This window comes from Streptomyces sp. Ag109_O5-10 (genome assembly GCF_900105755.1).
Classification (GTDB): Bacteria; Actinomycetota; Actinomycetes; order Streptomycetales; family Streptomycetaceae; genus Streptomyces.
Map to the genome: position 1 here is coordinate 2,747,011 of NZ_FNTQ01000001.1, position 13,226 is coordinate 2,760,236.

The 13,226-nt window shown below is 70.0% G+C and carries 13 protein-coding genes; 3 read left to right on the plus strand and 10 right to left on the minus strand.

Annotated features, from left to right (window positions below):
* Nucleotides 1-55 precede the first annotated feature (55 nt).
* The 4 genes from BLW82_RS12475 to BLW82_RS12500 all read right to left on the minus strand — a co-directional run bounded on the left by BLW82_RS12475 (nt 56) and on the right by BLW82_RS12500 (nt 6,621).
* Entirely contained in the window at nt 56-1,474 is a 1,419-nt protein-coding gene (locus BLW82_RS12475; RefSeq protein WP_093498857.1) for a sugar porter family MFS transporter, read from the minus strand.
* A gap of 324 nt (nt 1,475-1,798) precedes the next feature.
* On the minus strand, nt 1,799-5,512 hold the full coding sequence (locus BLW82_RS12480) for an AAA family ATPase (protein WP_093498858.1): 3,714 nt from the start codon (nt 5,510-5,512) through the stop codon (nt 1,799-1,801).
* Nucleotides 5,513-5,753: 241 nt separating this feature from the next.
* Entirely contained in the window at nt 5,754-5,957 is a 204-nt protein-coding gene (locus BLW82_RS12490) for a hypothetical protein (RefSeq protein WP_093498859.1), read from the minus strand.
* 382 nt (nt 5,958-6,339) lie between these two features.
* The gene (locus tag BLW82_RS12500; RefSeq protein WP_093498860.1) at nt 6,340-6,621 is read right to left on the minus strand and encodes an acylphosphatase; all 282 of its coding nucleotides are present in this window, start codon (nt 6,619-6,621) and stop codon (nt 6,340-6,342) included.
* 188 nt (nt 6,622-6,809) lie between these two features.
* Between BLW82_RS12500 and BLW82_RS12505 the strand changes: the two genes are divergently transcribed.
* The 3 genes from BLW82_RS12505 (at nt 6,810) to BLW82_RS12515 (ending at nt 8,823) form a co-directional block, all read left to right on the plus strand.
* A complete protein-coding gene (locus tag BLW82_RS12505) occupies nt 6,810-7,967 on the plus strand; it encodes a CAP domain-containing protein (RefSeq protein WP_093498861.1) in 1,158 nt (385 codons plus the stop codon).
* 134 nt (nt 7,968-8,101) lie between these two features.
* Nucleotides 8,102-8,290: a hypothetical protein gene (locus BLW82_RS12510; protein WP_093498862.1), complete on the plus strand. Its 189-nt coding sequence runs from the start codon at nt 8,102-8,104 to the stop codon at nt 8,288-8,290.
* 131 nt (nt 8,291-8,421) lie between these two features.
* Nucleotides 8,422-8,823 (plus strand): winged helix-turn-helix transcriptional regulator, encoded by a 402-nt coding sequence (locus BLW82_RS12515; protein WP_093498863.1) that lies wholly within the window; start codon nt 8,422-8,424, stop codon nt 8,821-8,823.
* Here BLW82_RS12515 and mutM read toward each other — a convergent pair.
* From mutM to coaD, 6 genes are all read right to left on the minus strand, one after another.
* Nucleotides 8,796-9,656, minus strand: coding sequence for a bifunctional DNA-formamidopyrimidine glycosylase/DNA-(apurinic or apyrimidinic site) lyase (gene mutM / locus BLW82_RS12520; protein WP_093498864.1), 861 nt, complete (start codon nt 9,654-9,656; stop codon nt 8,796-8,798). The two genes, BLW82_RS12515 and mutM, sit on opposite strands and share 28 nt — an antisense overlap.
* An 81-nt stretch (nt 9,657-9,737) precedes the next feature.
* The gene (gene rnc, locus BLW82_RS12525) at nt 9,738-10,592 is read right to left on the minus strand and encodes a ribonuclease III (protein ID WP_177232923.1); all 855 of its coding nucleotides are present in this window, start codon (nt 10,590-10,592) and stop codon (nt 9,738-9,740) included.
* Between the two features lie 8 nt (nt 10,593-10,600).
* The gene (gene rpmF / locus BLW82_RS12530; protein ID WP_003951102.1) at nt 10,601-10,774 is read right to left on the minus strand and encodes a 50S ribosomal protein L32; all 174 of its coding nucleotides are present in this window, start codon (nt 10,772-10,774) and stop codon (nt 10,601-10,603) included.
* Between the two features lie 2 nt (nt 10,775-10,776).
* Nucleotides 10,777-11,427 carry a YceD family protein gene (locus BLW82_RS12535; RefSeq protein WP_093498866.1) on the minus strand — a complete coding sequence of 217 codons (651 nt, stop codon included), beginning with the start codon at nt 11,425-11,427 and terminating at the stop codon, nt 10,777-10,779.
* Nucleotides 11,428-11,592: 165 nt separating this feature from the next.
* Complete coding sequence (locus BLW82_RS12540) at nt 11,593-12,675, minus strand: ATP synthase F0 subunit B (protein WP_093498867.1); 1,083 nt, start codon at nt 12,673-12,675, stop codon at nt 11,593-11,595.
* A 57-nt stretch (nt 12,676-12,732) separates the two neighbouring features.
* Complete coding sequence (coaD, locus tag BLW82_RS12545) at nt 12,733-13,212, minus strand: pantetheine-phosphate adenylyltransferase (protein ID WP_218162369.1); 480 nt, start codon at nt 13,210-13,212, stop codon at nt 12,733-12,735.
* Nucleotides 13,213-13,226 lie beyond the last annotated feature (14 nt).

Genomic DNA, 13,226 nt, shown 5'->3' on the forward strand with positions numbered 1-13,226 from the left:
TACGAGGAGAGGGGCAGCGGGGACTTGGCCCTTCTCCCCGAGTCGGGGGGCGGGCTCAGCCCATCTCCTCCAGGGACTTGCCCTTCGTCTCCTTGACGAACTTGAGGACGAACGGGATGGAGAGGGCCGCGAAGACCGTGTAGATCACGTAGGTGCCGGAGAGGTTCCAGTCGGCCAGCGACGGGAAGCTCGCGGTGATGGCCCAGTTGGCGATCCACTGCGCGGAGGCGGCCACGCCCAGGGCGGCGGCGCGGATCCGGTTCGGGAACATCTCGCCGAGGAAGACCCAGACGACGACACCCCAGGACAGGGCGAAGAAGAGGACGAAGATGTGGGCCGCGACCAGGGCGGTCCAGCCCTGCGTGGACGGCAGCTTCCCGTCGACGAGGTGGTACGAGAACGCCCAGGCCTCCAGCGCCAGACCGACGACCATGCCGACCGAACCGATGAGGGCCAGCGGCTTGCGGCCGACGCGGTCGACGAAGATCATCGCGATCACGGTGCCGATGATGTTGATGATCGACGTCGTGAAGGAGTAGAAGAACGAGTCCGTCGGGTCGACGCCCACCGACTGCCAGAGGGTCGAGGAGTAGTAGAACGCGACGTTGATGCCGACGAACTGCTGGAAGACCGACAGGCCGATGCCGACCCAGACGATCGGCTTGAAGTAGAAGGAGCCGCCGAGCAGGTCCTTGAACGTGGACTTGTGCTCGCTCTTCATCGCGTGTTCGATCTCGGCGACCCGGGCGTCCAGGTCGGCGCTCTTGCCCTCGACCTCTTCGAGGATCGCGCGGGCACGCTCACGCTTGCCGACGGAGAGCAGGAAGCGCGGGGACTCGGGGATCGCGAAGGAGAGCAGGCCGTACAGGACGGCCGGGATCACCATGACGCCGAGCATGACCTGCCAGGCCTCCAGGCCCATCAGCTTGCCGCGCTGGTCGCCGCCGGCGGCGTTCAGCAGACCCCAGTTGACCAGCTGCGAGATGGCGATGCCGACGACGATCGCGGCCTGCTGGAAGGAGCCGAGGCGGCCGCGGTAGGCGGGCGGGGCGACCTCGGCGATGTAGGCGGGGCCGATGACGGAGGCCATGCCGATGGCGAAGCCGCCGATGATCCGCCAGAAGGCGAGGTCCCAGAGCGCGAAGGGCAGTGCCGAGCCGACGGCGCTGATGGTGAACAGCACGGCAGCGATCTGCATGCACCGGATCCGGCCGATCCGGTCGGCTATGCGGCCGGCGGTCGCGGCGCCGATGGCGCAGCCGATCAGGGCGACGGCGATGACCTGGGCGAGGGCCGCGGACCCGATGTCGTAACGGCTCCGGATGGCCTCGACGGCGCCGTTGATGACGGAACTGTCGTAGCCGAAGAGGAAACCACCCATCGCGGCCGCCGCCGCGATGAAGATGACATGCCCGAGGTGATCGGGGTGAGCCGTCCCGGCTCCTGACTGGGGTGCCTGCGCAGTGCTGGTCACAAGAAACTCCTCGGGCCACCGGCAACGCCGCCGGGGGTGGGGGGATGAGCCCTCCCAGGTCTGAGTGGCGCACATCCTCACACCGCTCACACCTGAAGGTAAAAGCAACGTTGCAGAGACTATGCCTTCAAGTTTCGAAGTCAATACCGGGTGCCGTGTGAAGTTGCAGACACCACGCAATGAAGTTGCGTTCACTTCTTGAAGAAGAAGGGAAGATGACGTGCCCCCAAGGGGCGCTGGGGGTACCCCCGGCCGAAGGCTGGGGGAGGAACTGCGCGAACAGCCACGACGTGCCCGCAACGAAGGGGTCGCCGGGAGCCGGGGTCAGCGAAGCCGCTGGCTGATGACCTTCGACACACCGTCGCCCTGCATGGAGACGCCGTACAGCGCGTCGGCGACCTCCATCGTGCGCTTCTGGTGCGTGATCACGATGAGCTGGGACGACTCCTGGAGCTCCTGCATGATCCGGATCAGCCGCTGCAGGTTGGTGTCGTCCAGGGCCGCCTCGACCTCGTCCATGACGTAGAAGGGGCTGGGGCGCGCCTTGAAGATCGACACCAGCATCGCGACGGCGGTCAGCGAGCGTTCGCCACCCGACAGCAGGGAGAGCCGCTTGACCTTCTTGCCCGGCGGCCGGGCCTCGACGTCCACGCCCGTGGTGAGCATGTTGTCGGGGTCGGTGAGGATCAGCCGTCCCTCGCCGCCCGGGAACAGCCGGCTGAAGACGCCCTCGAACTCCCTCGCCGTGTCCCGGTACGCCTCCGTGAAGACCTGCTCGACGCGCTCGTCGACCTCCTTGACGACCTGGAGCAGGTCGGCGCGGGTCTTCTTCAGGTCCTCCAGCTGCTCGCTGAGGAACTTGTGCCGTTCCTCGAGGGCCGCGAACTCCTCCAGGGCCAACGGGTTGACCTTGCCGAGCTGCTGGTAGGCCCGCTCGGCCGCCTTGAGCCGGCGCTCCTGCTCGGCCCGGTGGAAGGACTTCGGCTGGTTGCGCGGGTGCTCGGGGTCGTCCGGCAGCACCTCGCCCTCGGCGGGGGGCGAGGGTGGCACGAGCTGGTGCGGGCCGTACTCCTCCACGAGCCCGGCCGGTTCGACACCGAGTTCCTCCAGCGCCTTGGTCTCCAGCTGCTCGATCCGCAGCCGCTTCTCGGCCCCGAGTACCTCGCCCCGGTGAACTGAATCCGTGAGTTTGTCGAGCTCCGCCTTGAGGTCGCGGCCGGCGTTGCGGGCGGCGGTCAGCTCCTGCTCGCGGCGGGCCTTCGCGGCCTCGGCCGCAGCACGTTCCCGCTCCGCCCGGCCGACCGAGACCTCGACGTGCGCGAGCAGCTGGCGCGCACCGGCGGCGACGGCCTCGGCGACCGCCGCCTCGTGCCGCAGCCGGGCCCGGCGCTGTTCGGCACGCGCGCGTGCCTCGCGTTCCGCACGGGCGGCACGGTCGAGGGAGTCGGCGCGGCCGGCGAGCCCCTTGACCCGCTCCTCGTGGGTACGGACCTGGAGGCGGGCCTCCATCTCGGTCTGACGGGCGTTGGCGCCGTCGGCCGCGAGGCGGTCGCGTGCCGAGGTGTCGGGCTCCTCCTCGACGGGCATCTCCTCGGCCACGGCGAGCCGCTCGGCGAGGATCTCGACCTCTTCGAGTGCCTTGTCGAGGGAGTCCTGGGCGCGGGCGGCGGCCGCCGTGGAACGTTCCGCCTCGCCCGCCGCGCCGCGCGCCTGACCGGCGAGGCGGCCGAGCTGCTGGGCCACGGCCGACTTCTCGCGGTCGGCGGCACGGCGCCGCTCGCCCAGCTCGTCGACGAGCGCCACGCACTCCTTGCGGTGCGCCTGGGCCGACTCCTGCGCGTCGGTCAGTTCCTCGCAGCGGACGGCTAGCTCTTCCAGCTCGGCGGCGGCCTCGTCGACGGAGGCCTGCACTTCCAGCAGGCTGGGGGCGCCGGCGGAGCCGCCGTGGGCGAAGTGGGCGCCGAGGAGGTCGCCCTCGGCGGTCACGGCGGTGAGGTGGGGGTGGCGGTAGACCAGGTCCTCGGCGGCCTCCAGGTCCTCGACCACGACGATGTTGCCGAGGAGGCGACGTACGGCGGGCATCAGGTCGGCGGGTCCGCGGACCAGGTCGGCTGCGAAGCACGCGGACGGGGGGACCGAGGTGGGTCGTCGGTCAGGTGCGGCGCCGTCATGGCTGGTCGCGAAGTTCCCCGCGCCCCTGTGGGGCGCTGCCGCGGCGTCGCCGAATTCGGGTGCGGGTGCGTCGTGGCTGGTCGCGCCGTTCCCCGCGGCCCTTCGGGGTGCCGCGGACCGGGGTGTTTCACGGTCGGGTGTTTCCGGGGCGCCGGCCAGCAGTAGTGCTGCCCGGCCGCCGTCCTGCTTGCGGAGCAGGCGGATCGCGTCGGCGGCGGAGGACGGGGTGGTCACCGCGATCGCGTCCGCTGCGGTGCCGAAGGCTGCTGCGAGGGCGACCTCGTGGCCCGGTGTCACGGTGAGGAGTTCTGCCGCCGGGCCCAGGATGCCGGTGAGGCGGTCGCGGGCGCCGAGCAGTATGCCGGTGCCGTCCTTGCGGCGCAGGCCTAGGGCCAGCGCCTCGTGGCGGGCCTGGGTCGCGGCGCGTCGGCGTTCCACCGCCGTGACGGCCTCGCGGGCCGCGGTCAGGGCCGCCTCCGCCTCGGCCAGCCGGTGCTTGGCCTCATCGTGCTGTCCGGCGAGTTCCTCGTCGCCGGCGTCGAGGCCGTCGACCTCCGCCTTCAGCGCCTCGTACTCCTCCTGCGCGGAGACCGCCCGTTCCTGGGCCTCGTCGCGGGCGGCGGCCAGCCGGTCGATCTCGGCCTGGGCGGACGCGGCGCGGGAGCGGGCCGCGCCCACCTGGCCGTTCAGCCGGGCCAGGCTCTCGCGGCGGTCGGCGATGGAGCGGGCCACGTCCTTCAGGCGCCGTTCTTCGAGGGCGAGCGCGCGCTCCAGCTCGGCCCGGTGCGCGACGGTGTCGTCCAGGGCGTGCTGGGCCGCCTCCAGGGAGGCCTCCAGCTCGGCCTCCTGCTCACGGATGCGGTGGGCCTCGCGCTCCATGTCCTCGGGGTCGCGGCCGCGGCGTTCCTCGGGGGGCGTGGAGGTGGCGCTCTTCACGCGGGCGTCCGCCAGTGAGATGGTGCCGCGGACCCGCTCGGCGAGCTGGGAGAGCTCGTACCAGGTCTGCTGGGCCCGCTGCAGGCGCGGGGTGAGCTGCCGTACCTCGTCCTCCAGGAGCGCCTCGCGCTGGAGGGCCTTCTTCAGTTCCTGCTCGGCGGCTTCCTTGCGTTCCTTGAGGGCGGCCTCGTCGGCGACCTCGGTCCGGAGCGCCTGGCGCAGTCGTACGAGGTCGTCGGCGAGGAGGCGCAGGCGGGCGTCGCGGAGGTCCGCCTGGATGACGGCGGCCCGGCGGGCGACGGCGGCCTGGCGGCCGAGGGGCTTGAGCTGGCGGCGGAGCTCGTCCGTCAGGTCCTGCACGCGCGCGAGGTTGGCCTGCATCGCGTCCAGCTTGCGCAGCGCCTTCTCCTTGCGCTTGCGGTGCTTGAGGACGCCGGCCGCCTCCTCGATGAAGGCGCGGCGGCCCATCGGGTCCGCGTGCAGGACGGAGTCGAGCTGGCCCTGGCCGACGATGACGTGCATCTCGCGGCCGATGCCGGAGTCGGAGAGGAGTTCCTGGATGTCGAGGAGGCGGCAGGTGTCGCCGTTGATCTGGTATTCGCTGCCGCCGTTGCGGAACATGATCCGCGTGATGGTGACCTCGGCGTACTCGATGGGCAGCGCGCCGTCGGAGTTGTCGATGGTCAGGGACACCTCGGCGCGGCCCAGCGGGGGACGCCCGGTGGTGCCGGCGAAGATGACGTCCTCCATCTTGCCGCCGCGCAGCGACTTGGCGCTGTGCTCGCCCATGACCCAGGTGAGCGCGTCCACCACATTGGACTTGCCCGAGCCGTTCGGACCGACGACACACGTGATCCCCGGCTCGAACCGGAGCGTGGTCGCCGAGGCGAACGACTTGAACCCTCGGAGGGTCAGGGCCTTGAGGTGCACGCCGTGGGACTCTACCCGGCGCCGCTACCGCACTCCACGACCCCTCGCAACCTCGCGGTTTCGCGCATGAACATGCAGGGCACACCAGACGTTAAAGAAGGTGAAAGGATGCGCGGGGCTGGAACGGGGCGGGGGCGCAAGAAAGAAGGGACGCCGAGGCGTCCCTTGCAAATCTTGACAACTTAAGCGGTTGAAAGGGCTGCCCAATCGCCGCATGTGCTGTTGTGGAGCGATGCAGCGATCAGGTGAGCGCAGGCTCCGCCTGGTTTGCGTCGATGCTCTCCATGATCCTGTCGGGAGAAGCGGCAGCCGTCAGCGCGTCGTTCTCTGCCTGGATCCGTACGAGTTCGGATTCGAGGTCCTGGACGCGCTGCTGGAGCCGTCGCATCTCGGCGAGGAGTCGCGGGTCGGAGCCGCCGACGTAACCGAGAAGCGCCTTTGCCATGATGGATGGTCCTCCACACTGAGTGACCGACCGAAGCGGTGTGGGTCGTGAGGGATTCGCACCCGCGATGCTTGACACATCCGAGTGTTTCTCGATGTTGCGCCATGCCAAACAGCTAAGGTGCGCGGGGCTTTCAGCGTCTCACCAAAAAGTTTGACGGTCAACACGATCACGCCCTGCATTGGGGGGCGAACCCGTAGTCGGGCGGCCCTGACCGGGCGGCGCTGCGACTCCCGCGGGGCCCTGAGGGCCTGGCGATCAGCTGTAAGTGCGGAGCCTGCCACGACACGCGGTTCTTGGCAACCACCAGGCCATTTCTGCTCGGGGCACATGCCGGTGGCACTTCGCTCCGCTTCCGCGCGCACGGCTTCACGGAGCGGGCTCAGCGGATGGCGAAGCCGTCGTAGCCACCCCGTGGTGTGTCCCAGATCTCGGTGACACCCTCCACCCGCCCGGGCGTGTCATCGCCCTGGAGCCAGTCGAGCAGCCCTTCGCAGCCCACCCGGGAGCCCTCCGCGACCACCTGGACGCGGCCGTCGCCCAAATTGAGAGCAAAACCACTCAGGCCCCCGATCTCCAGCGCCTTGGCCCGCGTGAACCAGCGGAATCCCACGCCCTGTACACGTCCGCGTACCCAGGCGACCAGTCGCACATCGTCGCTCATGGGTGCAACCTAACCGGCCAATGTCACTCGGGGCACTCCCTCGTCCAGCGGCATGCGGTACCGTCCCGACCCAATGAATCTCATATGAAACTCACTCGATCGGGTGAGCCTGGTTGATCAGAAGGAGTCACGGGCCACACCGGCCCCTGGTCGACCCGACCGCGAGAACGAGGGAAGAGGGCAAGGACATGGGACGCCACCGACGCCACGCCGCCGGCCGCGCCGCCACGGGCCACGCCACGGGGGTCACGGAGCACGACGGCTCGTACCCGGGCGGCCACGACCCGCAGGACTCCTACGCGGGCCTTCGCTACGGCACGGGCACGGCGGCCTACCTGCGCCAGGAGGAGCCCCAGGAGGAGTACGCCGACGCCGACGCGCGCAGCTCGGCCTACCTCTTCGCGAGCGAGGACGACTACGCCCGCTTCATGAACACCGCGGAGTTCCCGGTCGAGGAGTTCACCGCGGGCCGCGGCTCCTCCTCGGGCGGCGGACACCGGCGCCGCAAGAAGGCGGGGCGGCCCGTGGCCACCGGCCTGCTCGGGGTCTCCGCCGCGGTCGCCATCGGCACGGTCGCGGTGGCCACCGGTCTGGTGCCCGGCCTGGAGAACTACAAGCTCGGCGGCGGCAGCAGCACGACCGGCGGCGAGCGGGTGCAGGCCGACGGCGCGCCCACCAACACGGCCACCGAGCAGGGCGGCACCTCCGGCAGCGCAGAGAGCCGCGGCACCGGCTCCTCGACCAGCCGTGACTCCCGGCGCTCCGCCTCGCCGGCCCCGTCGGCGTCGGCCTCGAAGTCCGCCTCCGCCTCCGCCTCCGTTTCCGCCCCCTCGTCCCCCACCCCGACGAAGACGGCGACCGAAAAGCCGTCGACCACCACGACGCCGTCCAAGAAGACGACGGCGAGCCCGAGCAGGACGGCCACCAAGGCGCCGGTGAAGACCGCCGCGCCGATCACCACCTCGCAGGAGGCGGTCGTCGAGGCCGAGGTGCTGAAACTGGTGAACGAGGAGCGGGCCAAGGTCGGCTGCAGCGCGCTGACCGCGAGCTCCTCGCTGACCCATCTGGCCGAGGCGTTCAGCGACGACATGGCCGCGCGGAACTTCTTCGACCACACCGACCCGGACGGCAAGACGCCATGGGACCGGGCCGCGGCGGCCGGCATATCCAACCTCGGCGGCGAGAACATAGCCCGCGGCCAGGCCACCGCCCAGGCCGTCATGGACGCCTGGATGAACAGCGAGGGCCACCGCGCCAACATCCTGAACTGCGACTTCAAGACCCTCGGGGTCGGCGTGCACCTCGGCGAGGGCGGGCCCTGGTGGACGCAGGACTTCGGCTACTGAGACAACCGCAGGTCAGCGCCCCTGCACCCGACAGCGATGTCACCCGAACGGCTCAACACGACATGTAGCCCACACGGATGAACTCCAAGCTGAGTACTGCCCCAATCCGAGGCAATCCGTGAAAGGCGAACCACATGCGCATTCGACGAATCCTCGCCGCCGTCATCGCTGCGGCAGCCCTCGCCGGACTCGGCCTCACAGGCGCTGTCACCGCCAACGCCGCCAGCCTCACCCCGGGTGAGTGCGAACAGGGCGGCGGAACGGTCAACTGGGCGAACAACACCTGTAAGGGCGGTATGTACGACGGGCAGATGGTCGACTGAACCGCACCGGGTGCCCCGCAGCCACGCGCTGCGGGGCGCTCCCGTGCGAGGACAGCCACCCCTGCCCCTTGTAACTAACCAAAAGTTAGCGCACCCTGTCGGTTAGCGCAGTGCTCCCGTACGCTTGGCGCATGACCATCACCCAGGACGGCGTCGTGGAGCCGCAGCCTCCGTACGACGTCTTCGCCCGGGACTGTCCCTCGCGTACGACCCTCGAGCATGTCATGGGCCGCTGGGGCGGGCTCACGCTGAGCGCGCTGCACGAGGGGTCGTTCCGGTTCAACGAGCTGCGCCGGCGCGTGGACGGCGTCAGCGAGAAGATGCTCTCCCAGACGCTCCAGGCACTGGAGCGCGACGGCCTGGTGCACCGCGAGGCGCAGCCGACCAACCCGCCGCGCGTCGACTACGAGCTCACCCCGCTCGGCCGTGGGGTCGCCGAACGCCTGCTGGCCGTCGTGCACTTCGTGGAGGACCGGATGGGCGAGGTGCTGGCCGCCCGCGAGCGTTACGACGAGACCCGCGGCGCCCGCTGACACTGCGGGCAGAAGTAACTGGACCGGTTCATCCAGGGCCGCCTGCGCATCGGCGTACCGCACCGCCGGCAGGGCAGTCCCTCCCGGCCGTAGGCGTCCAGCGAACGGTCGAAGTACCCGGACTCGCCGTTGACGTTGACGTACAGGCTGTCGAAGCTGGTGCCGCCGACGGCGAGGGCCGCGTTCATCACGTCCCGTACATGGCCGAGGAGTTCGGCGGTGCGCGGACGGGTGAAGCCGGCGGTCGGCCGCTCGTAGTGGACGCGGGCACGCCAGAGGGCCTCGTCCGCGTAGATGTTGCCGACTCCGCTGATCAGCGACTGGTCGAGCAGCGCCCTCTTGATGGTGGTCCGCTTCCGGCGCAGCGCCTGGTGGAAGGCCTCGTCGTCGAACAGCGGGTCGAGGGGGTCGCGGGCGATGTGCGCGATGACGTCCGGCAGTCCGTCAAGGGTGTTGTCGTGCAACGACAGTCCGCCGAACGTGCGTTGGTCGACGAACCGGAGCTCGGTGCCCAGGCCGTCGCCGAACCGGACGCGGATCCGCAGGTGCTTCTCGTCCGGCGCCTCGTGCTGCTGCACCAGCAGCTGACCGCTCATGCCGAGGTGCGCGAGAACCGACTGATTGGTGTCCTCCAGCGGCAGCCACAGGTACTTGCCGCGCCGGCTCGGGGTGCCGATGCGGTGACCCTTGAGCCGGTGCGTGAAGTCGTCGGCCCCGGCGAGGTGCCGTCGTACGGCACGCGGGTGCAGGACCTCGGCCTCGGCCACGACGCGATGGGCGACCCACCGCTCCAGGCCGCGCCGGACGACCTCGACCTCGGGCAATTCAGGCATGGGCACTCCCGGGAAGGACCGTGGACGATCCGAGCGCCCGCCACCGTGGAACGGTGGCGGGCGCTCGGGCTGCGCTGTTCGTCAGGCGGAGGCGGCGGACGACGGCGGGCCGTCGTCCTCCTCGGCTTCGGCCTGGGCGGCCTGCTCGGCAGCCCTGGCCTTGGCGCGTTCGTCCGCCGCGGCGCGGATGCCGCGCCAGGCGGATTCGGCGGCCTGCTGCTCCGCCTCCTTCTTGCTGCGGCCGGTGCCGGTGCCGTACGAGACGCCTCCGACGCGGGCGGCAGCAGTGAAGGTCTTCTCGTGGTCGGGGCCGGTCTCCGTGACCAGGTACTCGGGCACGCCGAGGCCCTCCGTCGCGGTGAGCTCCTGGAGACTGGTCTTCCAGTCCAGGCCGGCTCCGAGGTTCGAGGACTTCTCGATCAGCGGGTCGAAGAGCCGGTGCACCAGCTCGGACGCCGAATCGAGGCCCTGGTCGAGATAGACCGCGCCGATCACCGCTTCCAGGGTGTCGGCGAGGATGGACGCCTTGTCCCGGCCGCCCGTGCCCTCTTCACCGCGGCCGAGCCGGATGAAGGAGCCCAGGTCGAGACCGCGGCCCACCTCCGCGAGCGCACGCGAGTTCACCACCGCGGCCCGGAGCTTGGCCAGCTGGCCCTCGGGCAGGTCCGGGTGGGTGGTGTACAGCGTGTCCGTGACGACGAGGCCGAGGACGGAGTCACCGAGGAACTCCAGCCGCTCGTTCGTCGGCAGGCCGCCGTTCTCGTACGCGTAGGAACGGTGGGTCAGCGCACGCACCAGAAGGGCGGACTCGAGCTTGTACCCGAGCCGCCCTTCCAGAAGCGTGTGGGACGAGGCCGTGCTGTCCGCCTTCTTCTTGGCGGTTGGGTCCGCCTTGGGCTCATCGCCCTTCTTGGGACTGGACACAGTGCCTCTCACCTGGCCGCTCAGACTTCGAGGACCTGGCGCTTGTTGTAGGTGCCGCAAGACGGGCACGCGATGTGCTGCTGCTTGGGCTCGTGGCAGCGCTCGCACGCAACCAGGGTGGGGACCGCAGCCTTCCACTGCGACCGGCGGTGGCGCGTGTTGCTGCGCGACATCTTCCGCTTCGGAACAGCCACGGCTACTTCTCCTGCTTCTCGTCGACGCCCGCTTCCGCGTCAGCGCCGCTCATCTCGTCCTTCTCGCCGTCCTTCATGGATCCGGCGAGTCCCTGCAAAGCCGCCCAACGGATGTCGACGGCGTCGTGGTGGTGGTCCGGGTCGTCCGTGAGCCGGGCTCCGCACTCGGAGCACAGGCCCAGGCAGTCGTCCTGGCACACCGGCTGCATCGGCAGTGCGAGCACCACCGCATCGCGCAGCACGGGTTCGAGGTCGAACAGGCCGTCCTCGATGAAGAACCTGTCCTCGTCGTCCTCGGCGTCGTCGCCCGGTTCCGCGATCACGCGGCCCCGGTCGTCGGCGTCAGGGTACGAGAACAGTTCCTGGAAGTCCGCTTCGAGCTCCTGCCCGACCGGCTCCAGACACCTTACGCACTCCCCCTCGGCCTGTGCACGGGCGGTGCCTGTGACGAGCACACCTTCCATGACCGACTCGAGCCGGAGTTCGAGCTCCACCGGGGCACCCTGCGGCACTCCGATGACCCCCTTGATCCCGAAGTCCTCGGGAGCGTCGATCGTGCGGGTCAGGCGCTGCAGGGCACCAGGACGCCGTCCCAGCTCGTGTGTGTCGAACACGAACGGGTTGCGGTGGTCGAGGCGCGCGTGAGGAGCCATTCCTGCTTTCGATCTACGAGTTCAGAGGGACGCCGTCCGGAGACTCCTCCGGGCAGCGTGGATCGCGGACGTAGACGCGACCGAAGAGACAGGATACTGGACCTTTCGCTGTCGGCCCAATCCGGCGGTCCTCCGCCGCTCCCCGCCGGGTTTCTCCAGGCGTTGCTACAGGCCCCGCCCCTGCTCGTAGGCCCGCAGCTGCTCCGGCGTGATCATGCTGGTGTCGAAGAGGCTGGTCTCGTCGAGGGCGTACGACTGCTGCTGATGCTGCTGGGGGTCGTAGACGGGCTGCTGGCCGGTGTCGTAGCCCTGGTAGGCGGCGGCGTACGGATCGGCCTGCTGGTAGCCGTAGGGGTCCTGCTGGTAGCCGTACGCGTCCTGCTGGGCGTAGACGGGCTGCTGCTGGGGGTAGCCGTACGGATCCTGCGCCACGGGCTGCTGCATGGGCTGCTGGTCGTACTGCGGCTGCGGCTGCTGCCGGGGCTGGGCGGCGGCGGTCTGCTCGGCCTGGGCCGCCCGGTCGTCCTGGTCGGCGAGGGCCGCGAGGTCGGCCAGGTAGTCGGCGTCGCTTGAGTGCTGGAACGTCGTGCTGTCGTCGGCCAGGGCGCCGAGGGCGTCGGAGGCGATCCGGCCGTGCAGCTTGGCGCGGCCCTTGCCGACGGCCTCCAGGGTCTTGGCGAGGACCGCCTCGAAGGCGCCGAGCTTGACGTCCACGTACGCGTCGGCGTCCCGGCGCAGGGTCTCGGGGTCGTGGCTGCGCTCGGGGGCGTCCTCGTCCTCGTACCCCTGCTCGTCCAGGCCGGGGCCGGTGCCGAGCAGCTTCTCGCGGCCGCGGCCGACCGAGCCGAGGGTCTTGGTGAGGACGACCTCGAAGTTGGCGAGCTTGGAGTCGACGTAGTCGTCGGCCTCGGCGCGTACCTCCTCGGCCTCCTGGCGGGCCTCGGCGAGGATCCGGTCGGCCTCGGCCTGGGAGCGGCGGGCCACCTCGGTGTCGGAGATCAGTGAGCCGCGTTCGGCATGCGCGGTCTCGATGATCCGCTCGGCCTCCATGCGGGCCTGCTCGACCATCTGGTCCCGGCCGCCGATCAGCTCCTCGGCCTGCGCGAGCGAGCCGGGCAGCGCCTGGCGCAGCTCTTCGAGCATCGCGAGCAGGTCGGCGCGGTTGACCACGCACGACGCCGACATGGGCATGGACCGGGCGCCGGAGACCGTGCTCACGATCTCGTCGAGCTTCTTCTGCACGTCCACCTGTGCTCGCCACTCTCTACAGCTGGGTTTGAGACGGACGGGACGACTGTAGCCCCATCAGTCCCTGCCGAGACGCTTGTTGAGGGCCTCCAGAACGGCCGGCGGAACCAGGTGGGCGATGTCGCCGCCCCACTGGGCCACCTCCTTGACCAGCGAGGAGGAGAGGAAACTGTAGGTCGGGTTGGTCGGCACGAACAGCGTCTCGACGCCGGACAGACCGTTGTTCATCTGGGCCATCTGCAGTTCGTAGTCGAAGTCGCTGACGGCCCTGAGGCCCTTGACGATGGCCGGGATGTCGCGCTGCTTGCAGAAGTCGACGAGGAGGCCGTGGAACGCCTCGACCCGGACGTTGCCGTAGTCGGCGGTGACCGTGCGGATCAGGTCGATCCGCTCGTCGATCTCGAACAGGCCCTTCTTGGACTTGTTGATCATCACCGCGACGTAGACCTCGTCGTAGAGACGGGACGCACGGGCAATGATGTCGAGGTGTCCGTTGGTGATCGGGTCGAACGACCCGGGACAGACGGCGCGGCGCACTTGAGATCCCTCGC

Bases quoted from the DNA above. Each gene is read 5' to 3' on its own strand.
- BLW82_RS12490 (WP_093498859.1), bottom strand. From the start codon at position 5,957: ATGGCAAAGGCGCTTCTCGGTTACGTCGGCGGCTCCGACCCGCGACTC.
- BLW82_RS12500 (WP_093498860.1), bottom strand. From the start codon at position 6,621: ATGAGCGACGATGTGCGACTGGTCGCCTGGGTACGCGGACGTGTACAG.
- BLW82_RS12505 (WP_093498861.1), top strand. From the start codon at position 6,810: ATGGGACGCCACCGACGCCACGCCGCCGGCCGCGCCGCCACGGGCCAC.
- BLW82_RS12510 (WP_093498862.1), top strand. From the start codon at position 8,102: ATGCGCATTCGACGAATCCTCGCCGCCGTCATCGCTGCGGCAGCCCTC.
- BLW82_RS12515 (WP_093498863.1), top strand. From the start codon at position 8,422: ATGACCATCACCCAGGACGGCGTCGTGGAGCCGCAGCCTCCGTACGAC.
- mutM (WP_093498864.1), bottom strand. From the start codon at position 9,656: ATGCCTGAATTGCCCGAGGTCGAGGTCGTCCGGCGCGGCCTGGAGCGG.
- BLW82_RS12535 (WP_093498866.1), bottom strand. From the start codon at position 11,427: ATGGCTCCTCACGCGCGCCTCGACCACCGCAACCCGTTCGTGTTCGAC.